At 46.0% G+C, this 22,657-nt stretch carries 20 protein-coding genes; 1 reads left to right on the top strand and 19 read right to left on the bottom strand.

Going from position 1 to position 22,657, the window contains the following annotated elements; all coding sequences use genetic code 11:
* The first annotated feature begins 109 nt into the window (after positions 1-109).
* Complete coding sequence (locus DXD11_RS06010) at positions 110-280, top strand: DUF362 domain-containing protein (protein ID WP_004852414.1); 171 nt, start codon at positions 110-112, stop codon at positions 278-280.
* Positions 281-379: 99 nt separating this feature from the next.
* On the opposite strand, the gene DXD11_RS06005 is transcribed toward DXD11_RS06010, so the two are convergent.
* The 19 genes from DXD11_RS06005 to DXD11_RS05915 all read right to left on the bottom strand — a co-directional run bounded on the left by DXD11_RS06005 (position 380) and on the right by DXD11_RS05915 (position 22,543).
* Positions 380-3,097 (bottom strand): hypothetical protein, encoded by a 2,718-nt coding sequence (locus DXD11_RS06005; RefSeq protein WP_118757981.1) that lies wholly within the window; start codon positions 3,095-3,097, stop codon positions 380-382.
* Entirely contained in the window at positions 3,098-3,655 is a 558-nt protein-coding gene (locus tag DXD11_RS06000) for a hypothetical protein (RefSeq protein WP_015534283.1), read from the bottom strand.
* 96 nt (positions 3,656-3,751) lie between these two features.
* Positions 3,752-4,828, bottom strand: a complete 1,077-nt coding sequence (locus tag DXD11_RS05995; RefSeq protein WP_015534284.1) for a 6-phosphofructokinase — start codon at positions 4,826-4,828, stop codon at positions 3,752-3,754.
* A gap of 53 nt (positions 4,829-4,881) precedes the next feature.
* The gene (recR, locus tag DXD11_RS05990; RefSeq protein WP_022217523.1) at positions 4,882-5,481 is read right to left on the bottom strand and encodes a recombination mediator RecR; all 600 of its coding nucleotides are present in this window, start codon (positions 5,479-5,481) and stop codon (positions 4,882-4,884) included.
* The gene (locus DXD11_RS05985) at positions 5,481-5,831 is read right to left on the bottom strand and encodes a YbaB/EbfC family nucleoid-associated protein (protein WP_015534286.1); all 351 of its coding nucleotides are present in this window, start codon (positions 5,829-5,831) and stop codon (positions 5,481-5,483) included. The genes recR and DXD11_RS05985 overlap by 1 nt, the downstream gene beginning before the upstream one ends.
* A gap of 48 nt (positions 5,832-5,879) precedes the next feature.
* The gene (gene dnaX / locus DXD11_RS05980; RefSeq protein WP_055222454.1) at positions 5,880-7,526 is read right to left on the bottom strand and encodes a DNA polymerase III subunit gamma/tau; all 1,647 of its coding nucleotides are present in this window, start codon (positions 7,524-7,526) and stop codon (positions 5,880-5,882) included.
* A gap of 69 nt (positions 7,527-7,595) precedes the next feature.
* Positions 7,596-9,002 (bottom strand): DUF6382 domain-containing protein, encoded by a 1,407-nt coding sequence (locus DXD11_RS05975; protein ID WP_158579424.1) that lies wholly within the window; start codon positions 9,000-9,002, stop codon positions 7,596-7,598.
* On the bottom strand, positions 8,971-9,417 hold the full coding sequence (locus tag DXD11_RS05970) for a hypothetical protein (RefSeq protein WP_118757979.1): 447 nt from the start codon (positions 9,415-9,417) through the stop codon (positions 8,971-8,973). The genes DXD11_RS05975 and DXD11_RS05970 overlap by 32 nt, the downstream gene beginning before the upstream one ends.
* A 34-nt stretch (positions 9,418-9,451) precedes the next feature.
* Complete coding sequence (locus tag DXD11_RS05965; RefSeq protein ID WP_133300876.1) at positions 9,452-10,324, bottom strand: TadE/TadG family type IV pilus assembly protein; 873 nt, start codon at positions 10,322-10,324, stop codon at positions 9,452-9,454.
* Positions 10,325-10,388: 64 nt separating this feature from the next.
* Positions 10,389-11,837 (bottom strand): DUF5702 domain-containing protein, encoded by a 1,449-nt coding sequence (locus DXD11_RS05960; protein WP_118757978.1) that lies wholly within the window; start codon positions 11,835-11,837, stop codon positions 10,389-10,391.
* 11 nt (positions 11,838-11,848) lie between these two features.
* Complete coding sequence (locus DXD11_RS05955; protein ID WP_015534291.1) at positions 11,849-12,019, bottom strand: Flp1 family type IVb pilin; 171 nt, start codon at positions 12,017-12,019, stop codon at positions 11,849-11,851.
* Positions 12,020-12,048: 29 nt separating this feature from the next.
* Positions 12,049-13,380, bottom strand: a complete 1,332-nt coding sequence (locus DXD11_RS05950) for an immunoglobulin-like domain-containing protein (RefSeq protein WP_118757977.1) — start codon at positions 13,378-13,380, stop codon at positions 12,049-12,051.
* A gap of 13 nt (positions 13,381-13,393) precedes the next feature.
* Entirely contained in the window at positions 13,394-14,146 is a 753-nt protein-coding gene (locus tag DXD11_RS05945; RefSeq protein WP_118757976.1) for a type II secretion system F family protein, read from the bottom strand.
* The gene (locus DXD11_RS05940; protein WP_118757975.1) at positions 14,140-15,396 is read right to left on the bottom strand and encodes a CpaF family protein; all 1,257 of its coding nucleotides are present in this window, start codon (positions 15,394-15,396) and stop codon (positions 14,140-14,142) included. Before DXD11_RS05940 ends, DXD11_RS05945 begins: the two co-directional genes overlap by 7 nt.
* Positions 15,393-16,337, bottom strand: a complete 945-nt coding sequence (locus DXD11_RS05935) for a hypothetical protein (RefSeq protein ID WP_334294904.1) — start codon at positions 16,335-16,337, stop codon at positions 15,393-15,395. Before DXD11_RS05935 ends, DXD11_RS05940 begins: the two co-directional genes overlap by 4 nt.
* Positions 16,338-16,341: 4 nt before the next feature.
* Entirely contained in the window at positions 16,342-16,857 is a 516-nt protein-coding gene (locus tag DXD11_RS05930; protein ID WP_022217516.1) for an A24 family peptidase, read from the bottom strand.
* Between the two features lie 164 nt (positions 16,858-17,021).
* Positions 17,022-17,405 (bottom strand): hypothetical protein, encoded by a 384-nt coding sequence (locus tag DXD11_RS05925; protein WP_118757973.1) that lies wholly within the window; start codon positions 17,403-17,405, stop codon positions 17,022-17,024.
* Between the two features lie 157 nt (positions 17,406-17,562).
* Entirely contained in the window at positions 17,563-19,308 is a 1,746-nt protein-coding gene (locus DXD11_RS05920) for an ATP-binding protein (protein ID WP_015534296.1), read from the bottom strand.
* 232 nt (positions 19,309-19,540) lie between these two features.
* On the bottom strand, positions 19,541-22,543 hold the full coding sequence (locus tag DXD11_RS05915) for a GtrA family protein (RefSeq protein WP_243105815.1): 3,003 nt from the start codon (positions 22,541-22,543) through the stop codon (positions 19,541-19,543).
* Positions 22,544-22,657: the final 114 nt, after the last annotated feature.

Genomic DNA, 22,657 nt, shown 5'->3' with positions numbered 1-22,657 from the left:
CTTATTGATAAAACCCGTTGTTGATAAATATTATTATCACTTGCTAATTAATGAGTTTTGTTTTACAATAAGTGTGTGATTATTTTTACTTTATAAGGAGGAAACAATTATGGCATTCGTTATTGGCGATTCATGTATCGGTTGTGGTTCATGTGCTGGTTCTTGTCCAGTAGGTGCTATCAGCGATAATGGCGGCGTATTTGTTATCGATGGTTCACAGTGTATCTCATGTGGTGCTTGTGCTGGTTCTTGTCCAGTAGGAACAATCTCAGAGGAGTAATCTACATGATCCGTAACATTCGGATCCATGCTAAGTAACTTATACTACAACTATTATAAAGAAAACGGAGCGGTAACACGCTCCGTTTTCTTTTTATCTTTATTCCTCAACATAAGTGTAGGATTCATTGTGCCACTGGAGCATCATATCCGTATACTCATCTCTTGACACAACTATCTCCTTGTCCTCGACAGGATCATAATATCTTATGTCTGCCTCATTATAGCTCACTATGAGAACATATCTGCCATCGCTTATCCTCGATATTACTGGTATTCCCGAACTCACATAACCGAGGAGCATATCCAGCGAAAGACCTGTAACATCTATGCCCTGTCTCTTTCCAAGAGAGTTAAGAGCCTCGACAGGATCTGTATACTGTGCTATATCATCCTCTGTCACCTGTACTCCCTGATACGTCAGAACCATGTACAGACAGTCGCCGAGTGACGCATCCACACTTCGCGTACTGCGATGGAATATTCCAGAGGCGATGGTGTTGTATTCCTGGCTCTCAGCCTGCCTGTATATTACCTCGCCTTCGCTTGACACCACTATACCTGATACAGACACCGCATAATTTATCGCATCACCCGCCACGTCATATATCTTTGAAAGTCCAAGATTGTCGTACACATGATAGGTCACCTTATCACGCACTACTGTCATTATCATACTTGCAGCATCAGGATCTATCTTTTCCTTTGTTATGTTCAGCGCCGGTATATAGCTCAGATACATATTTGACGGAACCGTAAAATACAGCCTGTCATATCCGGTTATGGATGACAGATGGGTAGTTCCTATCGTCTCCTTTGTATCGTCCTCCTTGAAGGTTATGAAATCATCGTCCACAGACTTGAATCCACTGTCGGATTTCTCTCCTCTTGTCAGATACAGCAGATTCGTATCCACATCAACCTGCATCAGATAATACCCGCTCTTTGCGTATTCCTTTATCTGCTCGCCATCGCTGTTTACTATATACAATCTGGATGCAGGTATGTTATCTCTGGACTCCTCGCTGTACCTCGTACCAACAAATGACTCGGCATCCACATCAACCTGCGCATCAGATATGCTCGACACTCCGTATACCATATCTGAGTCCTTAAAGCCATAGCATATCAGACATTCCCCTGCTCCGGCGGTTATCTCATAACTCTTTCCAGTATGCATATTCATCAGAGTCAGCTTTGTATTGCTGCTCTGGTCCTCGCTCTCTCCATACGCCATAACTTCCATGTTCACCGACACCTTGACATCGCTGGCTGACAGTCCCTCCGCAATATAAGACTGCTGTCTCGTCTTCATGTCCACGGCGTTCACCTTTCCGCCGAGCATGTAATAAAACTTATCTCCGTCGTAATATGTCAGTCTGGAGGTCTCGCTCTTCATAGCCTCATAAGGCACATTGCACTCGACGAACAGAAGCTCGTCCACCTCCAGAGTCGTATAATCAAATGTATACAGCGCAACTCCGAGCTTTCCCTCATGATCTCCGCTGTTCATATATCCATACACCGCAAATGTCATATTTCCATCTTTGTCAAAGCTTATGATGTTCATGTCATGGTCGGCGTAAGTGTTTGAGTCATTTGCATGGTCATCCATTCCTGATCCGTACACCAGAGTTATCTGTCCATCGCCGTAGTCATACATCCAGAGCTGTCCATTTCTCACAAATGCGATCTTCTTGTTATCCTCTGTGTAGCGGTATTCCAGATCATCCGATGACACGATACCTATCTCATACACATTGTTTATGGCATCTATGCCGTCTTTGTCAAAATACTCGTCCACATATCTGTCATAGCTGAGCATGGTGATCTTCGGCTCAGTCTCCGTAACAGTATCTGCATCCTGTTCATCCGAATAGGCCTCATCATACGAAGCTGTTTCGTCAAAATATATTCCATCAGTGCCGGCTCCGTCCGCCTCATCAGTCTGGCTGGCAACAGGCACATCCTTGTAGCTGATCTTATAGAACTCCTTAACTGTATAATAGCTCATGACATCCTGCGATGTGATGGACATGGCTTTATATTCCATCTCGATCACCGCATAGTTGACATCTATCTCCTTTATATATGTGTTTACATCGCTTATAACCGTAGGCTTAAGTCCATCCCAGAGGAGATCCGAGTATGCATTTGCAAGGTTCACATGTCCCAGTCCGTAGGAATCTCCCGTTCCGCCGCCCGTGTATTCCTGCTTGTAGGTTCCTATGACCGATTCCGACTCCAGCTTGTCAAATGCAAATGTCGCATCGTGGAAATCCTTTGCGGCATTCAGCAGTTGGGACTCATGATAATTGTCATTTACGACCACTCTGGTATAGTATGAAGCACTCCTGCCATCACCGCTCTTAAGCTTGACAACCAGCATATACTCCATATCCTGCTTGAGATCCATTCTCGCACTTATATCAAGCACATCGTAGCCATCAGTTCCCGAGGCCGCCTCCAGATCACCCTTCTCTATAAGAGAATCTCCGGATATCGACCTGATCTCATACGAATACGACGCATCCTTAAATGCATCATTCTCCACCATTATCTCAAGATTCTTATTCTCATCTATCGGCGTCACAGAGTCCCTGAGAAGTGTGAGGTCGACCTCCCCTGTATAACCATGCATACAATTGAGAAGCGAATCGCCATAGCTCACATAAGCTAATGGCAACTCTGCATCCTTCATCTCCGCAGCCAGATTCTTGTAACTTCTATTCTGAAATATATTGACCAAATATATTGTGATCACAAATATTGCTGCCATCACAAGTATTCTTACAAGTACATTTATTTTCTTCTTCACTTAATAAAACCTTCTTCTACGTCTTCTATGCCTGTCGCGTCTCATACAGAATTCATTGCACACAAGCAGTTCGATTATATTTCTCATAACACAATTGGCGCATCCGGGTCCCTCTGGGACATATGGCGGTTCCTCGTACGAAGCTTCACCTGCCGAAGCCATTCCTGCATAACAATCCTCCGATATCTGTCCACTTTCGCTCAGATCATCGTACACCCTTCGCGCAACACGGCGCATCTCTTCTCTGTCAGGATATTGAACAAGCATCGGACTGCCCTCATACTCGAGCTTGTCACACTCCTCCTCCACGGCCATACTGACCTTTCGGAGTTCTTCCGGGTACATCTCCTTCATGTACTCAATATCCCTCATCATTTCATCTGTCCCATCATCACAGTCAGGAAGCATGATTCCTGTAGAACTCATACTGTATCCACCAGTCTCACCCATACCGGGTATCACAGGTGTCTTGATATTATAGACATTTCCATCCCTTATAAGCCCCCTGAGGTTTTCATCGTCCGGGCTGTAAGGAATATACTTAAATTCTTCACTCATACAAATCTCCCTATCTGCATTGTTGTGTGTCTATTACATAGATATGCAGATGGGGAGAATGCGTGAATATCTCTGTTACTTTTTTCAGAGCTTACTTTATCTGTCTCCGAATGAGATTCCAAGTGTTCTTGCCTCGCTGATGATGTCGTCATCAGGAGATACGTATTTGAGCTTTCCTGCACTCTCTGAGAGTGGGATAGCTGTAACCTTGTTGTCAAGGAATACAACAAGCTTTCCAAAATCCTTTGCCTTTATGAGCTCTGCTGCCTTTGCTCCAAATCTTGATGATATGACTCTGTCATATGCATCCGGACTTCCACCTCTCTGGGTATGTCCAGGTATTGCTATTCTTATATCCTGTGTTGTGTACGCTTTGAGCTTATCAGCCAGCTCATACGCAACTGATGGATATGGATTGTTGGCTATCGCTTCTTTTCTCTTCTTCTTTGGAAGCTCTGCGATCTCCTTCGGAATAGCACCTTCGGCAACTGCAACTATCGTGAAGCCCTTGTTGTCCTTTGTTCTCTTGTCTATAGCCTTATATACCTTATCGATATCGTATGGGATCTCCGGGAGCAGGATCACATCTGCGCCACCGGCGATTCCGGCGTGGAGAGTTATCCAGCCAACCTTGTGGCCCATAATCTCAACGATAAAGATTCTGTTATGCGATGCAGCGGTTGTGTGGATACAGTCTATTGTCTGGGTCGCTATATCAACAGCACTCTGGAAACCAAATGTCATGTCAGTTCCCCACAGATCATTGTCTATGGTCTTTGGCAGACCGATGACATTGAGTCCCTCCTCACTGAGGAGATTTGCGGTCTTCTGTGAACCATTTCCACCTAAAACGCACAGGCAATCCAGCTTCAGCTTCTTATAGGTATCCTTCATGGACTTTACCTTGTCCAGACCATCCTCAGTTGGCTCTCCCATGAGCTTGAATGGCTGTCTTGAACTGCCGAGGATCGTTCCACCCTTGTTGATAATACCTGAGAAATCAGCCGGCTTCATCTTGATATAGTTGCCTCTTATGAGTCCCTTGTAACCCTCAAGGAATCCATAGATCTCAACCTCGTCAAACAATTCATACAAACCCTTTGCGATTCCGCGCATAGTTGCATTTAATGCCTGACAGTCACCACCACTAGTCAAAAAACCTACTCTTAACATACTCTGCACCTCTTCCTTTTATTTTTCCTATGTACACAGACTGTCTGTATACATTATAAGTATACTCTTCCCTCAAGAGCCCTCAGAAGCGTAACCTCATCTATACATTCCAGATCTCCGCCTACAGGCACACCGCTTGCTATACGGCTGACCTTGATACCGGCCGGCTTCACAAGCTTTGATATATACATAGCAGTCGCCTCACCCTCCGGGCCTGAACCTGTAGCGATTATGAGCTCATCCACATCTTCATTCTGAAGCCTTCTCATGAGCTCGGATATCCTGATATCCGCCGGGCCGATACCCAGGGCAGGATTTATAACTCCGTGGAGCACATGGTAAACGCCATCAAACTGTCCTGTTCTCTCATATGCCGCCAGATCCCTCGGGGTCTCCACCACCATTATCACCTTGTGATTCCTGTTTGGTGAACTGCATATAGGACATACCTCCCTGTCAGTTATCGTGTAGCAACAACTGCAGTATTTTATGTTCTTCTTTGCATTCACAATGGCATCGGATAACGCCAGCGCCCTCTCCTCAGGCATACTGATTATGTGAAACGCCAGTCTCTGAGCCGTCTTGGAGCCTATTCCCGGGAGTCTTCCCAGCTCTTCTATAAGTCTGTTTACTTCTCCTCCATAAACTTCCATTAGAACGGCAATCCTCCAAGTCCCATTCCACCTGAGATCTTGCCCATACTGCTATTGTAGTCATCCTCCTGTGCTCTCAGTGCCTCGTTCACAGCCGATATGATAAGATCCTCAAGTGTCTCTATATCATCAGGATCAACAACCTCAGGATCAAGCTTGATCTCCATGAGTTCCTTCTTACCTGACACCTTTGCAGTGACAACTCCTCCACCTACAGATGACTCATACACCTTATCCTCAAGTGTCTTAGTTGTCTCCTCCATCTGCTTCTGCATCTTCTGTGCCTGCTTCATAAGATTGTTCATATTACCAGGCATCATACCTCCTGGGAAACCGCCTCTCTTAGCCATTACAATAGTCCTCCTTATTCTGATTAAATAATTTATAATATGATATCATCATTTCTTATCTATTGGAAAGTTGATCTTGTTCAGGTTCAGTATATTCTCCGTCTCAAGCCTTCCATTATCACTGTGGGAATTCCTTGTACAAAGTATCTCAAATTCAATCTCTCTTCCAAGATATTCCTCGATCACACTCTTCACATGCTCCACATTCTCAGGCTTGTCAAAGTATAACTTCGGCATATCGTCATCCGTCAGCGGGATCATGAGCAGAAGTCTTCTGTGATCATCGGACAGTATGAGCTTCGTCCTTATGGCCGGATCAGCATCATTTCTCTTGAGATATCTTCTCGCAGGAACCGACAGCTTCTCCAGTATATCATTCCAGTTCTCCGCAGCTCTCTGCAGATCCTCGAACTCTGCCTTTGGAAGCTCCATTGCCAGCTTGTCCTGATATTCCTTCATGCCCTTCTGATCTATCACATCGTCAGCTGGGCTTACGGGGGCAGCACTTTGAACCGGCGCAGCCTGTATGCCATTTGCCTCAAGGTCATCAAGCTTCTTCTCAAGCATCCTTACCCTCTCGATCAGACTTGTGGTATCAACCTCCATCTGTGGTCTGCACAGCTTTATGACAGCCATCTCAAGCACTATCCTCTTCTGTGAGGAATACTTGATGCTGGCGGCTGTATCCGAAAACACGTTTATATATCTTACTATGGTGCTCTCCTCCATATGACCGGATATCTCTCTTATGCGTTCCAGATTCTCCTTGGTCATATCCAATCTGTCGCCCTCCGCCGAGGACAGCTTGACAACGAGTATGTTCCTGAGAAACCATGTAAATTCATTTACGAAACGGCCAAGCTCACGTCCCTGCCACACAACTTCGTCAACCACATCTATTGCATGTTCAACATCAGATTCCAGCACGCACTCCAGAAGTCTTGCAAATGTATCTATGTCCACAGCTCCTATGGTCTCAAGCACATTATCATATGTAAGCTTCTGCCCGAGATTGAATGCAACGCACTGATCCAGAATAGACAAGGCATCTCTCATGGAACCATCACCGGACTTTGCGATATAATCTATCGCCTTCTTATCCGCATCAAGTCCCTCCCTGTTCATAAGCTCCTCCAGTCGATCCGAGATGACATCCACCGGGATACGTCTGAAGTCGTACTTCTGACACCTTGACGATATGGTTATAGGTATCTTGTGGGACTCCGTGGTAGCCAGTATGAATATTACATATGATGGCGGCTCCTCGAGAGTCTTTAACAGAGCGTTGAACGCTCCCGGGGACAACATATGAACCTCATCTATGATGTATACCTTATACTTGCCCTCAGTAGGAGGATATGCTACCTCCTCCCTTATCTGCCTTATATTGTCAACACCATTGTTGGAGGCCGCATCTATCTCAATGACATTAAGCGATGATCCATCCGATATGGCTCTGCAGCTTGCACATTCATTACATGGGCTTCCGTCCACCGGATGCTCGCAGTTACATGCCTTGGCAAATATCTTGGCGATCGAAGTCTTACCTGTTCCTCTCGTACCGCAAAATAAAAAGGCATGACCAAGTCTATCATTCTTAATCTGGTTTCTAAGAGTGGTAACTATATGATCCTGCCCCTTTACCTCGTCAAAAGTATCAGGTCTCCATTTTCTATATAAAGCTACATACGACATCACCAATACCTACCTTTGTATCATAAAACTCACACAGACTATTATATCTGAATTTACATTTTATATCAATCAGATAAGCAATATTTGAATATGGTATTGCCTGGTGCCTATACACAGAACATCTCTGTCCGCAAGCTGCCAGCTCCTGCCCGCCGGAAGCCTGATCCCATTTATGACAGTTCCATTTGTGGAATCAAGATCTTCGACATAGATCTTCTCTGCATCCTCGTATATCCTTATGTGCCTTCTACTGACGCTGATATCCTCTATAACCTGATCCGCCTGTCGTCTGTCCCGCCCCAATACAACTTCCTCCGGCGTCACCGGAAATTCAGCAGCCACAATGCCTCCGTCTTCGATCAGTCTCACAGACAGTCTCTGCTCCTGTGCGGACGCTCTGCCATCGAGATTATGCTGTGTAAGCAGGGTTGTACTGTCATCCTCCGAGCCAAGCACCGTGGTATCGCCAGGTATTTCGTCAGCCAGACTTACATGTTCCAATGCATCAACATTCTGTTTTTTAGGTCTTCTGTTTTCATCTTCCTCCGCATATCGCAGCTCTGAGCACTCCACGCCCTCCTGTCCCCGCCGTTCATCCTCAGCAGCAGACAGCTTCCTCTTCATCTCCACATAGACAAATAACTCCACGGACAGCACGATGAGTGCCAGCATTATAAATCTCACATCCGCCGCATGCCCCTGTATATAAAATTGAACAGCCGCTATTCCCGTAAATGCCGCCACAGTAAATCCTATGAGTATGAAAAATATCCTATCATATTTGTTTTTCTCCGTTGTCGGTATCGTCAACGCCGCCGCACTGCTTTGATCCGTTCCGAACACCTCATCCATCAAAAGCTCCTGCTCACGGGCCGCAGCCAAAGATTCCACATTTCTTTTTCTATTGCCGGAGCAGCATTTTTCCTGCTCACGGGCAGAGACCTCATCCACATATTTCTGCATCCGCTCCATGTCATAATTTGCCGACACCACCATGTCATATATCTCATACATAAAATCCACAAGCTCAGTGTCCCTGTGATCTACCCTCTTTATGATCTTCTCCACAAGATTCTTTATTCCCATTCTGACATCCGTTCCCTGTCCCGGCACATACACGTATCTGAAACGCTTCTCTGCATCCGAGTAAAATATCTTGTCGGATTCTATCAGAAGATTGTCCGGCTCAAGCATGTATTCTCCCGTCTCCATGACCGCACTGCACAGCGATCTCATGAGAGCAACAGCCTGCTCCATAGACATTATCCCCCTGTCAGATATATCGTCCAGGCTCTTCATGCCATTTATTTTGCAGTATATGAACATATCTCCGTTGATGGCCCTGAATTCCGGCTGTATTATTCCCTCGACAAAATTATTGTACAGCATGTCCGTCTCATAGGAATTTATGGCTGCTGCACTGACCTCCACCACAAAAAAAGTGTTAATTCCCTCTACCTGGCAATAACTTACCATATTCCTGCCACCTCCTAAGTTCATTTCCTACATCCCTTATCTCCTGTCTGGCCGCAGTCTTTCTGTCACATCTGCCGTCATCTATCAATATCTGTATCCCCGGAAATGACTCTCTGTAAGTTATCTCCGCAACCAGATTCTTCCCATTCATGGCCATTTCCGCATTCACACCATCGGCACATATCACGGTCTCGGATACATTTGTGGACATCGCTTTCTCTGCACTGTCCGTATCCCCCTCACCACTCTCATTGATCCTGTATTCCTCTCGGTTGTACAGTACCAGATACGCCTCCCCCGATGCCGCCGCATGGTTAAACGCTATAAACAACATGTTCATCACCACAAACACGGCACACACAAGTATCAGTGTTATCAGGCACATCTCCAGAACTATAGATCCATTGTCATCCATATATCTGACTCCTCCTGTCTTTTCTTATCTTCTCCTATCTTTTCCCGCACTCAGAGCACTGAGGAAGTCCCCCGCACTCTGACTTTTTCTTTCTGTATATCGTCCGCTTCAAGCCGGAGCAGCCCAGCGAATAGTGATATTTGTCTCCCTGTTCAGTGACATAGATCACACCATTGCTTTTATATCTTCCACAGATCCTGCACGCCGAAAGCCCGGAATATCTGTCATCCAGAACCTCCCCACTCACGCTTCTCACAGATATCCTGATATGGTAACAGCTCCGCGAGTTGTGGTACACCGAACCATTCTCAGCCACATACACATACTCATCATCATCGTCATCATCCTGCGACCTGTCATATCCCAGGTACGCCCTCTGTCTTATCCTGTCCACGCACCCCACGGTGGATCCTCCGGCAAATGGCAGATTGATCTTCAGCATATATCTGACCTTGAGGCACACAAATCCGTCATCCGACAACTCTGCATTTATCACCTTAACCCCGGACATTCCGCCGTCGACATATGTGTTCACCGTGCCTTTGTCATCTATATACTCCCTGATCTTCCTGTTCGCCAGCACGAGCGACACACCATCTGCCATACCTTCAGCATACGGCCCCATGTCCGCGCCCTTTTCGGCTAGCTCATACGCATAGCTGTATTCCGCAAGATACGCAGCCGTCTCATGTAAGCCCTCATATATCACAGTCCGTGTCCGTATACATCCGGCCATGGCAAACACAGTCAGCATGGCAAATATAAACACTGGCAGCACCAGCGATGCCTCCACACTGGCACTACCACGGTCACATCCCAAAGGAGCTGTCTTATATATTCTCCTGCCATACCTGATCCGAACAAAATCTATAGTAATATGCGCTTGGAGAGGCGATTTATCTTTCATATATTTACTTTTCAACATACAACAAGAGAACATATAACACCCCCCTTCAGGATATTTTCATATCTCAATAACTCACACACTGCCTGAAGCTGTACCTGTACAGTCCGTCATCTATCTTCGATACGCCCTCGTGATCTTCTATAAACGATGCAAATTTCCTGTCCTGACTGACCTCAACATCAAATGTCAGAGAATACATCATATTCTTCATCTCAAACGACTCATCCGTCTGTCTGAAATTAAGCTGTATAAGATCCGCCATCCTGTAATACATGCCTCCTTTATTCTCTATCAGAAGTATCGCCAGATAATCCCTGTAGCTCACAGCATCCACGCCTTCATAGTCCACGGAATCCAGATTCATCAGCTTGTCAAGATTGTTAATGTCCGTCACCCAGTATTCGTCTGTCTTCATAAACTGAACGCTTTTGCCGTCAAGCAGCAGCCTTATATCAACAATTGTCTCAGCATAAGCCCAGCATCCGAGCAGCAGATATTTCGCCGCCCCATAGGTGACCCCCGGCACAAGAGCCAGCACCGCAGCTATGGATGACACCTCGGCCATCTTTGCGCTGTCTGAGAGCAGATATGCCAGATTGAGCGGCAGTCTGTGAAGCACTATCCTGTTCACGACCCCCTGCAGATTGTCATGGTCATTATCCTTTCCGGCGATAATGTATTCCACCTCACACTCAAATGGTCTGTCCTGTTTCCTGTCGGTAAATGTATTGAAATTCGCCAGTGCATACCCGACACCATATATGTCATCCACTATTCCGGTCTGTGATCTCTCTCCATCCGACATGAGCTGCCTCTGGAATTTATCCAGATCGTCAAATTCTATGTCCTCCCACTGTCTCGTATCCTCCGCCTGTCCGTCTGACGGAAAGCCATCCAGATCGTATGCCTGATCTGACACCACCCGCCCGGATGGCGTGACAACATTCAGAAGTCCACCTGTCAGGATGCTTTTCAGCGCTTTTCTAGGATCCGTACCGCTCCAACTGCTCTCATCCTGATTCGACTCATTCTTACCATTTTCCACAGCTCCAGAAGCATCCTCCATGGCCTTATCCCCGGATGTTATCATCTCAAGAATGTCTTCTATTCCCTTCTCCTCCATGTACACCTTCATATGGTCGGTTATCTGCAGCTTCATATTCTCGCAGTCATTCTCCAGAAGTCCCCTGCACTCTGCCAGCGCCACATCTTCAACGCTCATATTGTCGCCCTGACCATTTTCCAGAGTATATTCCAGATAATCCTGCGCCATCTGTTCAAGCTTTCCCTCACCGTGTCCGCCAAATGTGCTGTCGACCGCCAGCAGATGATACTCCTCAAACAACTCCTTGTCGTACGCCGCCTTCACATCACAGGCTGCGCCCTCGGCCGCCATTGCGGCCTTGGCACTGCCCATTCTTATCCGCGCCATCTCAAGCACGGAGAGCCCCAGAAGCAGCATGGAGATCAGGATTATACTCAGAAAAACCGTTACATGTCCCTGATTTCTCATACAGCTCCCCCTTAATATATCTTCTTTGCACTCTTGTTGATCGAGTTCCATATGTTGTTCACCAGAGAAGTTATCTGCTGCTTGAATATGACGCACATCGCGATCAAGACCACCATTATAAGGATTATTTCGACCACTCCCATACCTGACTCATCTTCCATAAAATCTTCCCATCTCTTCATACATTTTTCCTCCTTAAAAACTTATTATCTTAAAAATTTATTATTGCGGGCAGCATGACTATTACCATGACCACTCCCAGCAGAACCACCATCGGAAGAAGCAGCTTTGTCCCGGCTTCCTCCCCCTTTCTCTTCGCCATCTCCTTTCTGGTCTGCATTGCGTTCTGCTCCTCGCCCGCCATCATGATCAATATATCTCTCGTGCCTTTCTTCACATTCTGTGACAAAAGCGACATGAGCTTTATATACACCGGCAGATTTATCCTGTGCCCCATGTTGTAGTAAGCCTCACTCTCGGATACTCCTGCCTGGATCTCATTTAGCGTATAAATCAGTTCCCTGGTCAGGACACTCCCGCTCTGATCCGTACCGGCACAATCTTCCCTGCCACTCTTCACTATCCTTGCAAATGCACCTCTGACCGTGACTCCTGCTCCAAGATAGAGCGTCAGCTTATCCACAAGCTCCGGGTACTCCGACATGAGCTCGTCGGATCTCTTTTTTTCCATTCCCCGGATCTTCGACCTGTTTCCACCCCATATACAAATGGCTGCGAAACCACCGAGAAACAGTATCATAAGACCGCTTCCGCCTCCCGAGGTGGGCCTGACCGCATATCCGTTTATCTGCTCCGGCAGCGCCACCTCGCTCGAATCTCCACTTCCCGCCTGTATCTCCCTGATGCCTTCCCTTATATCCTTCAGAGCCTTTTCCCTGCCTGTCTCTTCCCTTCCGCACACGCGTATCTGATATGTTCTCTCCGCGCTCAGCTCACTGTATGTAATAACAGCCGTGATGGACACTATTCTGTCTTCTCCCTCAGCTATATCGCCGATACGTCCATCGGACGACACCAGCTCGTTGTCCTCGCTTATCCACTGCACATCGAGTCCGAGCGCATCCAGGTAATCCACAAGCTCCAGATCATATATCACTTCATCGGGGGATTCATTTTCCCCAAGATACAGGTCTTCAATCTCACCAAATCCCTGCTCAAACACAGCTTCCATATCGTCAGGATCATATTCCAGCGGCATGACATCCACATCAAAATCAGTCTTTTCTCCATCTATGTCAGTCTCCAGAGTGACGGTGGACACATCCCCTCCGTACCCATCTCTGGTGAGCACCACCTGATGAGGCGCAAATGCTTCCTTTGCCACAAGGATCACCGCAAGAATACATGTCACCAAAAGCGCCAGCAGGATCTTCGCAATAATGTCTGTGTACATCTCCGCACATTTATCCCTCGCCGCGGCATCCGTACATATGTATACCCTCTTTATCTTCGTGAGCATCTTGTCATTGTCCATATGCGGTTCTATCCAGCCGTATATTTTTCCCGCAGCCCTTTTCAGCATATCCATCATCCTTTCACATATGTATATCTGTGATCTTTCTGCCCCATATCACCGTCGCCGCCGTGATCACCAGACACGCACTCATGGCAGCTATCCCCAGAGCATTGCCATACAGCGCATCCATATATCCAGGATTACACACCCTCAGATACAGAATGATGACAAATGGCATGGCAGACATGATATTCTGCTCCAGCCGTTTTGACGCTATCATCGTGTCTATCTCTTCCTCCACTTCCAGACGCCTGTCAATATTTTCAACCATCTTCTTCATCATCCTGATGAGATTTCCCCCGGAGCCCTTTGCAACTGCGACCACATGAGCAAATTCCTTCACATCCTGAAGTCCTGACCTGTCCGCCATATCCCTCAAAAGACTTTCAACATCAGAGCTCATCTCAAGGCCGTTTATTATGAGCAGCATTTCCTGTCTGATATAAGATTTCCCCTGATACATTCCGTCCAACTCGTGACAAGCTGGAACAAACGCTTTTTCCAATGAATATCCCGCCGCCATATTTGCGGACAGGGACAGTAGCATTTCCTTAAATTCATTATTAAGTTTATTCTTTCTCTGCCGGCATTTACCATCGGCAATTTTCCTGAGAAATACCAGAATCCCCGGCGTGAACACCAGGCACGGTATAAGACTGTCAAAGAAGAGCACCGACACCATCACCGCTATGACTGAATACACAGCGATACCGGTTACGATTTCCCTGACACTTAGTTTATAAGAATCATAATCTATACCCTGTCTCAGCACACATCCCTCCTTGAATCACTGCTCTCATTAACGCTTATAAGTCCAGCCGCCACGAGCTTTGATGTGTTGTGAAGATCATTTATCTTTCTAAGCATTCCTTCCACTCGCCCCCTGTCCTTTCCCATATTGCTCTCATGAAATTCATACAATTTATTCATGACAAATTCACCTCCTTCCAGTCCTGTGACCTCGCTTATCTCTATACATCTTCGGGATCTGTCCCTCAGTCTTCCAAGCTGGACAACTATGTCCACCGCCGACGCTATCTGCTGCCTTATCGCCAGAACAGGCATATCCGCACCCATCAGAACCATGGTCTCAAGCCTCGTCAGCATGTCCCGGGCAGAGTTTGCATGTCCTGTTGACAGGCTTCCATCGTGTCCTGTGTTCATGGCAGTAAGCATATCTATCGCCGCCGCATCCCTGACCTCACCCACTATTATCCGTGAAGGTCTCATTCTGAGGCTCGTCTTGATAAGATTCCTTATGCTCACCGCATTTTCGCCCTCGACATTTGCACTTCTCGCCTCAAGGCTCACCAGATTGTCGATGCCCGCAAGCTGAAGCTCCGCCGAATCCTCTATCGTGACAATTCTCTCATCCGCCGGTATATACCCTGACAGGGCATTCAGAAATGTCGTCTTGCCCGCGCCGGTTCCTCCCGAGATGATTATGTTGTAGCCCGCCACGACCAGATTCTTCAGGAAATCAGCAACCTCCATGGTGACTGATCCGATCTCCACCAGCTTGTCCATGGTCATCTTGTCCTTCGGAAACTTTCTTATGGTCATCACGCTGCCGCTCAGGCTCACCGGCGGCAGCACCACATTCACTCTCGAACCATCCTTAAGCCTTGCATCCACTATCGGCGACGCCTCATTTACTATCCTGTTGCACTCCGCTACGATGCTCTGGATTATGGTCTTGAGCCGATCCTCGCTCTCAAATGCCTTGTCATATCTGTACATCCTTCCTGCCCGCTCGACAAATATATTGCTGTAGCCATTTATCATTATCTCAGTCACCGCTTCATCATCGAGAAGCTCGGACAATATATCAAGCCTCCTCAGACTGTTGAACAGTTCCTTCTTCAGCGCAAGCTTATCCCTCACGCTCAGCACATTCCCGGACTCAGATTCGAGAATACACCTGTCGATCATATCGCTGACCTGCTCATCTCCTATGTCACCCGACATATCTATACTCTGCATGACCTTGCTTCGTATCAACTGTCTGTCATCCTGTTTCATCTTCTGCTTCCTATTTCACTTTCTATAAATCTCAGCATCTCCGCACTTCCCGGAACCGCCAGCGGCACGTTCAACCTGTGCAGCCTCCGAGCAATCTTGCCGAGCTCCCTTCTCTCCAGAACCCTCTCGAACATCCCAAGCTTGTCCTGGGACAATTCATCCTTAAGCTCCGGAACCATTATCTCGTCAAATGCCCCAAGTATCGCCAGATCCTTGAGAACCGCCTGTCCCATATCAAATACAACCGTTGTATATCTGCCCCATCTGCGGAACTCGTCGATGAGCCACACCATATCCTCCGTGTTCAGCTCCAGTGCATCTATGTACGATCCCAGATATCCAAGCACACTGTATTCCTCAAGCTCCACGATATTTTTCTCCATATATCCGGTCAGATCCGGCGACCTCTGTTTCACCAGATATATCACATTCGCCAGAACGTCCTCATGGTCGTGAAATGCACTGTACTCCTCCATGCCCACATACAGGCCGCCCCGCACCTCATCATTCATGCACAGGCTGACCGCAAGGTTTGTCTTACCACACCTCCCTATGGGTGATATAACTGCATACGACCTGAACAGCTTTCTTCTGCGGTCCGTATCGTCTATATTCATATATCTGAGGATCTCCGAAGAAATGTTCCGTGCCCTGGAATATTTGAATATCCTGTTATGGCTGATCTCTTCTGATCCATCGACTCTATCCCTCGTCATAAATATCATCCGGCAGGCCACCGGCACTTTGCTCTCATCCAGAGGAATATTCTCATCCATCAGCAGAACATCCAGAGTCTTAGTCTCAAGATACCCATACAGTTCTCCCTCCGATGAAAATGCAAGCGCAAACAGCGGATTGTCCCTGTCCGAATTGATATGGTTCATAAGACTTATCATGTAAGCCCTGTCACCATCCAGTATTCCAATCTTGTACTGCTGAATTTTGTCACCTCCACTCTGTAGTGCACACGTAATACATGACTCCGCCCATTATGGCAGCAGAGAAATGTACCCTGGACTTCATCAGATTCCTATAAAATTGTTTTGTTGAAATTTCTTTACGATTCGTAACTGACATTAAAACTTCTTTTAAAAGAAAAAATAAAGATATAACTCCTCCGGCCAAAAAGGAGTAAACAATCACCCGGATCACATCGGTTCCTACAAATGTGCCAGCCGTCGCCAGCAGCTTGATATCACCTGCCCCCAAGGCTTTTTTATGAAATAATACAAACAAGATCACCACAGGAATAACACAGCCTGCCACACTGCTCAGAAGTCCATCACACGGTCCTCTGACAACTGCCGACATCAGGAATCCCTGTATCATGCCAACTGCGATAAGCCTGTTCGGAATCCTCCAGTCTCTGAAGTCCGATACCACCGCCATGCTCACAGTTGCGATCAATGGTATTACATAATATATGATCTCTGTCCTCCCTTCTCTCTGAGTTGTAAGCACACCTTACACCCTCTCTCAGCCTTTGTAAAGGGGGGATTTCATAAAGAAAATTTTATAAATTGCGGCTATATACAGGCTGTATATTGCCCAATTTCAATATACAAAAAGCCCGTCCTGTTACGAACGGGCTTCTGATTTTACAGCATGTATATATAATTTTTTTACTAAAATTGTCCATTTCCCATGTTTCGATTGTTATTTGGGTTCTGGTTATAGTTCTGATTAGGACTCTGATTAGGATTCATATCAGCCTGCTTCCTTGCTGCCATGGCATTATCAATGTTCTGTATCTCGCTCCTGCTTATGGCTATACTGTCCTGAAGAACCTTTACATTGTTGAAATACTGGAGCAGCTCCTGAGGTGGATTCTCCTTGTTCTGCTCGTAGAAATACTTGCCGATCTCGACCATGTTCCTGTCGATCATCTGCACCTCATTTGATATCTTGTTGTTGAGCTTTGCCTTCTGCGCTGCGTCCTTCGTCTCATCCACCGCATTATTTGCAAACTTCTTGGTCTTGTTGAACACATCCTGGAAAAAATCTGACATATCATATACCTCCATGTAATATAGATCTTTCTTTATCTGCCTTAATATATCCATGTAAAACTAAAAAAACCGGGAATATGGGTGTTGATTCCATAATCCCCGATTTTTTATTTGACTTTGTTTCTCACTATGTCATGTATACTTATGACCTTTCACATCAGTCGTCTATGTACTTATTCAGTGTATCAACCACATCATTGAGATTATAAGGCTTTGCGATATAATCATCAAGCTGGTTCTCAAGAATCCTCTCCTTGTCACCGAACATGGCTCTCGCCGTAACCGCAATGATCGGAAGTCTCTTTCTCTTCTCCTTGCGCTCTATCTCCCTGATCTCCTGTGTAGCTGCTATACCGTCCATAACTGGCATCTGTACGTCAAACAGTGCCGCATCATATATCTTGGTCTTGAACAGTTCAACAGCCTTCTGGCCATTCTCAGCTATATCGTATGAGAATCCTGCCATACCGAGAAGCTTACCGATAACCTGCTGGTTGACCGGCTCATCCTCTGCAACAAGTATCCTTGCCTTGCTGTGTGCATTGATGGAGAATACTGCAGGCTCCTCCTTCTCTTTGAGGAACTCATCTGCTGCATCTGCCGCTTTGATAACCTTGAGTGGTATCTCGACGATGAATGTTGAACCTATATCTTCCTTACTCTGAACTGTTATGTTACCACCCATCAGCTCAACGATCTGCTTGGTGATGACAAGTCCCAGACCTGAACCACCGTACTTTCTTGTATCTGATGCATCTACCTGGCTGAATCTTATGAACAGCTTGCTCATGTTAGCCTCTGAGATACCTATACCGGTATCTGCAACTGCCATTCTGATCTTAATCTTGTTGTCCCCATCATCCATGGATGCTATCTTGACTCTTACGCTTCCCTCGGATGTAAACTTGATAGCATTTGAAAGCAGACAGTTGAGAACCTGCTGAATTCTCTGTCCATCACCGCGGACAAGCTTTGGAATATTGCTTCCAAATGAACAGTCGAGCTGCAGTCCCTTGTTGGTTGCGATCGGAACCTGTGCAGCAACTGTGTCCTCAATGGCAGTCCTGATGTCAAATGTCTCTTCCTTGATCTTGTACTTACCAGCCTCAAGCTTGCTTATATCAAGAATATCATTGATAAGTCTGAGCAGTGTGTCTGCACAGTTCTTAGCTGTGATAAGGTTATCTCTGTAATCAGCCTGAAGATCCTCAGCCATAAGTGTGAGCTGGAGCATACCGAGAATACCGTTGATAGGTGTTCTTATCTCGTGGCTCATGTTTGCAAGGAACTCGGCCTGTGTCTTGTATGCTGCATTCGCATCCACGATGGCCTTGCTGAGCTTCTCCTCAGTCTCCTTCTGCTTGGTCACATCTATGACTACCATGTTGATGTAATCAGCCTCTGACTTATACATAACTGTGTTGAACACCTTCTGAAGTGACTCCATGGTGATCTCAACATCCATCAGATCTCCCTCTTTGGTGCCGGAGTTGTTATAAGCTGTGAACCATGCATTGATATCCTGAAGTACCTCTATCTTACTCTCCTTCAGTATCTTGTCCTTGTAGTCAGACACATCGAGCTTGAAATACTCCCCAAATATCTCATTGGCGTCTACTATCTCGTAGTTTGTTCCGTTGACAGGATCATTAACGATCCTCGCCTGTGCAAATCCTATAGGAAGGTTCATGAAAAGCTTCTTATACTTATCAGACTTTCCTGCTGATCCCATGTTGCCATCTCCGAATACCAGTAATACCAGAACAGCAACGACCGCTGCCAGGACGCCACATATAATAGCTCCCACACCGATACCGGCGACTCCCAGCACTCCCGCCAGCAAAGCCAGAACAGCCATGGCCAGTGCAAGCGGCTTAATCCCAATTTCCTTAATTTTGTCCATTAATGCACCTCTGTTTCTATAAATATTGCGTTTGCCACATAGACACTCCTATGCATATCCACATGGATACATTATATTATAAATAATTATTAAGGTCAACGCTCATATAGTTTTTTATGCTGAATAATGTACAAATTTTCTCTGTTATTTTGTACATATTGGACTACTTTTTATGATCTCCCAGCCATTCCACCTCGTTATTATGCATATTTTATCTCTCAACAGATCTGCATTACTCTATCACTGCTTCATCATCTGTCCGATTCTCATCCTCAGGCTTCCCCTTTTTGCTGCCGCGCTTCTCCTTGATGATCTTCGCATTCATAAGCAGCGCAAACACAAGCCATCCGGCAAATGTGAATATCAGGCCGCTCTTGAGTCCTCTAGGGAAATACTTGAACTCTATCACATGGTCTCCCTTCTCGAGATCCAGTGCGATAAATGCTCCCGCAACAGTCTGTATATCGGTCCTTCTGCCATCAACATAGGCAGTCCAGCCCGAATCATATGGTATGGATGTGAACATCAGGCCAGCCTCATCGACTGATATATGTCCCTTCACATATCCATCCTCAAATTTGTTGATATTTAACTGATTGTCAGCCCATCTCTCATACGCCTGGTCAAATGCAGCACCGTTGAGAGTGGCTATCGTAAGTCTTGCAGATGTATTGTCAGGTACACCCGCAGAGAAATAATACTCGACCTCCACGTTGGTTCCCTTTATCAGATGTCCCACATGGTATGTCTGGTACTGAAGTCTCTCGTAATTCTGCTCCTCACCGTTCACATATATCCTTATCTTGGTGATTCCATTGCAGTTCGCTATGATGTACAGGTCATTCTGTTCCTCTGTTATGTCAAAGCTGAGTCCAAAGCTCACGATACCCGGTGTGATATCGGAAAGTCCAAAGTATTCACTGTACGGATTGTCATGTGTTATCGTGATGTCATTTGAAGAGCCAGTTACCTCCGGATATATCTGGCTGAACGTACCAGCCACCCCAGTCGACTTTTCCACGAAATTATTTATACTGTCAAACATATTCGATGCATCAGAAGTCCAGTCTTTCAGCTCGTTATTCACCATGAAGCCCAGCTTGAGCGCCCGGCTGTTCTGGTATACATCAACGCCATCCACTGTATCCACATAGTCCATATCGTAGGACATATGCTCATCCTGTCTCCTGAACAAATATCTTATGCCCAGAACCGAACTTGACACGGGATTTGCTCCGTCAAACAGGAACTCATTGGCACCTGTGTAGAAACCAAGTCCGTGCATGGCATTCACAAGGTCATTTGAAACCGTCGAACCAAACAGGCTGACTCCCTGCATATTGTAATAGGTAGATTCATCCACCACCTTGGTGTTGTTGAGCTCCGTCCTATATGGAAAATGGCCTGTCTTAACTGAATCTATAGCGGCCTGCACACTAGCAGCATCGCCATAGTAATCCGGTATGTTCACCGTTCCGTTGCTCTCGTATCCCTTTGCGGCGCTGAACACGATCTCAGTCAGACACAACACTGAAAGTATAGCTGCCACTGCGAATCTGCCTTTGCCGCGGACAAGTCCCAGCACCAGGATTCCCGCCGAGTACACAACAAACAGCACCCATGTGAGGATAATTACCGTCCTGTCCATATCAATATTCTTGTCTGCATAAACCAGGAAACCAAACGACACGATAATTCCCAGGACTATTCCCGGTATCTGCTTCTTGTCTGTATTTGCAAGGGCCTCGTATCCCATGCTCAGCAGAATGAAGATGAACAGGAATGAAAATCTGTTCGGGATTCCGTACTGATCATGGAAGCCGTGCCATATATAGTTGAGCAGCGTATTGTTGAAGCTCATCATGAGAAATACGATCAGTATCACATTCTTAAGCTTCTCGTACCATTTGATCTTTGTATTGAAAATATATATTCCTATCAGCAGTATGGCAAATGTACCGCAGTACAGGTTCACACCGCCGTCAAACTGCTGGCTCTTTATCGGCTCAGTCAGGACAAACATCTGCTTTATCATATCCCATATGCTTCCGTACCACTCCCATTTAGGGAAATGTCTGGTGGCAGACGCCGTGGTGTTAAGCCCGATATAAGCCGGGATCAGCAGAAACGCAGACATAGCCGCAGCCATGACAGATGTTCCCGCAAATCTCAAAGTGTCCTCTGCGCCCTTGTATATGTTCTTGTGATTGGTGAGTATAAACTGGAGAACCAGGAACACACATATCATGAAACATATATAGTAGTTACACAGAAGTCCGTAGAACAGACTGAGCGTATACAGTCTGTAGTTGCTGCCGTCCTCCATCATCTGCTCGAAGCCCTGCATGATAAGCGGAAGTATCAGTATACAGTCCATCCACATGAGATTCCATGAATATCCTATGACATAGTTGCTGAGCGCATATGCCACAGCAAATGGAATGATGAGCAGGTTGTTCTTGTTCCTGCACTTGTATCCAAGATAGCTCGCCATGGTCATACCGGACAGAGCTATCTTGATACTTATGAGCAGGCACATCGCTATGTACAGATGCTCCCTGCTGAACAGCACGATTATAAAGTTCAGAGGACAAGCCATATAGTAGGCGATTATGTCAAGCAGATTGCTTCCCATGCCTATGTCCCATGTATAGAACAGGCTTCCCTCGTTCACCAGTTTGTCATGATAATCAGAGAAGAATGGCAGATACTGGTGAAGACTGTCCACCATGGTAAGGCTGTGTCCGCCAAATGGTCCTATCTCCGCCACCACCCACAGCACGAACATAAATATCGCCGGGATGATAAAAGCGATTATCATGATATAGTTGTCAGCAAATATATCCTTTACAGGCTTTTTATCCTTCTTAAATACGAAGCATTTGCTGAATATATAGTTTATTACAAGTACAACTACCTGAATTATTATCTTTGATATAAACTCATTGTATCTGAAGGAGTCGCACAGTAGGTTGGTTCCAACGACCTCCACCACCATGGCAAACAGACGCATTCCCACAAATGATATGAACTCCCTTATGATCCGGCCTATGCTCTTCCTCTGCTCCGACCTGAACACGTAAAATCCATTTGCAAAGTAGGCAAATAATATGGCAAGCATTATCGCTATGATATTCGCCGCACTTCGCGACAGATCCGTCACAAGTCTCAACACAAAGAATGATACAAGATTCACAGCCGTGGTCATTCCTCCGGCTATAACATATCTGACCATCTCTTTCTCCATAAGCTTTTTTATTTTGTCCACATATTCATTCATATTTCCATACCGATTCCTTACATGATATTCAACAGTTATATCAAATATGATGTACTAATGATAGTTACA

The organism is Coprococcus sp. TF11-13 (assembly GCF_003481085.1).
Classification (GTDB): domain Bacteria; phylum Bacillota; class Clostridia; order Lachnospirales; family Lachnospiraceae; genus Coprococcus; species Coprococcus aceti.
Note: the sequence above shows the minus strand (reverse complement) of the source record. Positions and strands in the feature narration are given on the sequence as shown.

Excerpts from the sequence above, each read along its gene's own strand:
- DXD11_RS05955 (WP_015534291.1), bottom strand. The coding sequence starts at position 12,019 with ATGAAGAGATGGGAAGATTTTATGGAAGATGAGTCAGGTATGGGAGTG.
- dnaX (WP_055222454.1), bottom strand. The coding sequence starts at position 7,526 with ATGTCGTATGTAGCTTTATATAGAAAATGGAGACCTGATACTTTTGAC.
- DXD11_RS05975 (WP_158579424.1), bottom strand. The coding sequence starts at position 9,002 with ATGGTAAGTTATTGCCAGGTAGAGGGAATTAACACTTTTTTTGTGGTG.
- DXD11_RS05940 (WP_118757975.1), bottom strand. The coding sequence starts at position 15,396 with ATGAAACAGGATGACAGACAGTTGATACGAAGCAAGGTCATGCAGAGT.
- recR (WP_022217523.1), bottom strand. The coding sequence starts at position 5,481 with ATGGAAGTTTATGGAGGAGAAGTAAACAGACTTATAGAAGAGCTGGGA.
- DXD11_RS05995 (WP_015534284.1), bottom strand. The coding sequence starts at position 4,828 with ATGTTAAGAGTAGGTTTTTTGACTAGTGGTGGTGACTGTCAGGCATTA.
- DXD11_RS05985 (WP_015534286.1), bottom strand. The coding sequence starts at position 5,831 with ATGGCTAAGAGAGGCGGTTTCCCAGGAGGTATGATGCCTGGTAATATG.
- DXD11_RS06000 (WP_015534283.1), bottom strand. The coding sequence starts at position 3,655 with ATGAGTGAAGAATTTAAGTATATTCCTTACAGCCCGGACGATGAAAAC.
- DXD11_RS05960 (WP_118757978.1), bottom strand. The coding sequence starts at position 11,837 with ATGAGAAATCAGGGACATGTAACGGTTTTTCTGAGTATAATCCTGATC.
- DXD11_RS05925 (WP_118757973.1), bottom strand. The coding sequence starts at position 17,405 with ATGTCAGATTTTTTCCAGGATGTGTTCAACAAGACCAAGAAGTTTGCA.
- DXD11_RS05970 (WP_118757979.1), bottom strand. The coding sequence starts at position 9,417 with ATGGATGACAATGGATCTATAGTTCTGGAGATGTGCCTGATAACACTG.
- DXD11_RS06010 (WP_004852414.1), top strand. The coding sequence starts at position 110 with ATGGCATTCGTTATTGGCGATTCATGTATCGGTTGTGGTTCATGTGCT.
- DXD11_RS05915 (WP_243105815.1), bottom strand. The coding sequence starts at position 22,543 with ATGGTCAGATATGTTATAGCCGGAGGAATGACCACGGCTGTGAATCTT.
- DXD11_RS05965 (WP_133300876.1), bottom strand. The coding sequence starts at position 10,324 with ATGAAAGATAAATCGCCTCTCCAAGCGCATATTACTATAGATTTTGTT.
- DXD11_RS05920 (WP_015534296.1), bottom strand. The coding sequence starts at position 19,308 with ATGGACAAAATTAAGGAAATTGGGATTAAGCCGCTTGCACTGGCCATG.
- DXD11_RS05950 (WP_118757977.1), bottom strand. The coding sequence starts at position 13,380 with ATGCTGAAAAGGGCTGCGGGAAAAATATACGGCTGGATAGAACCGCAT.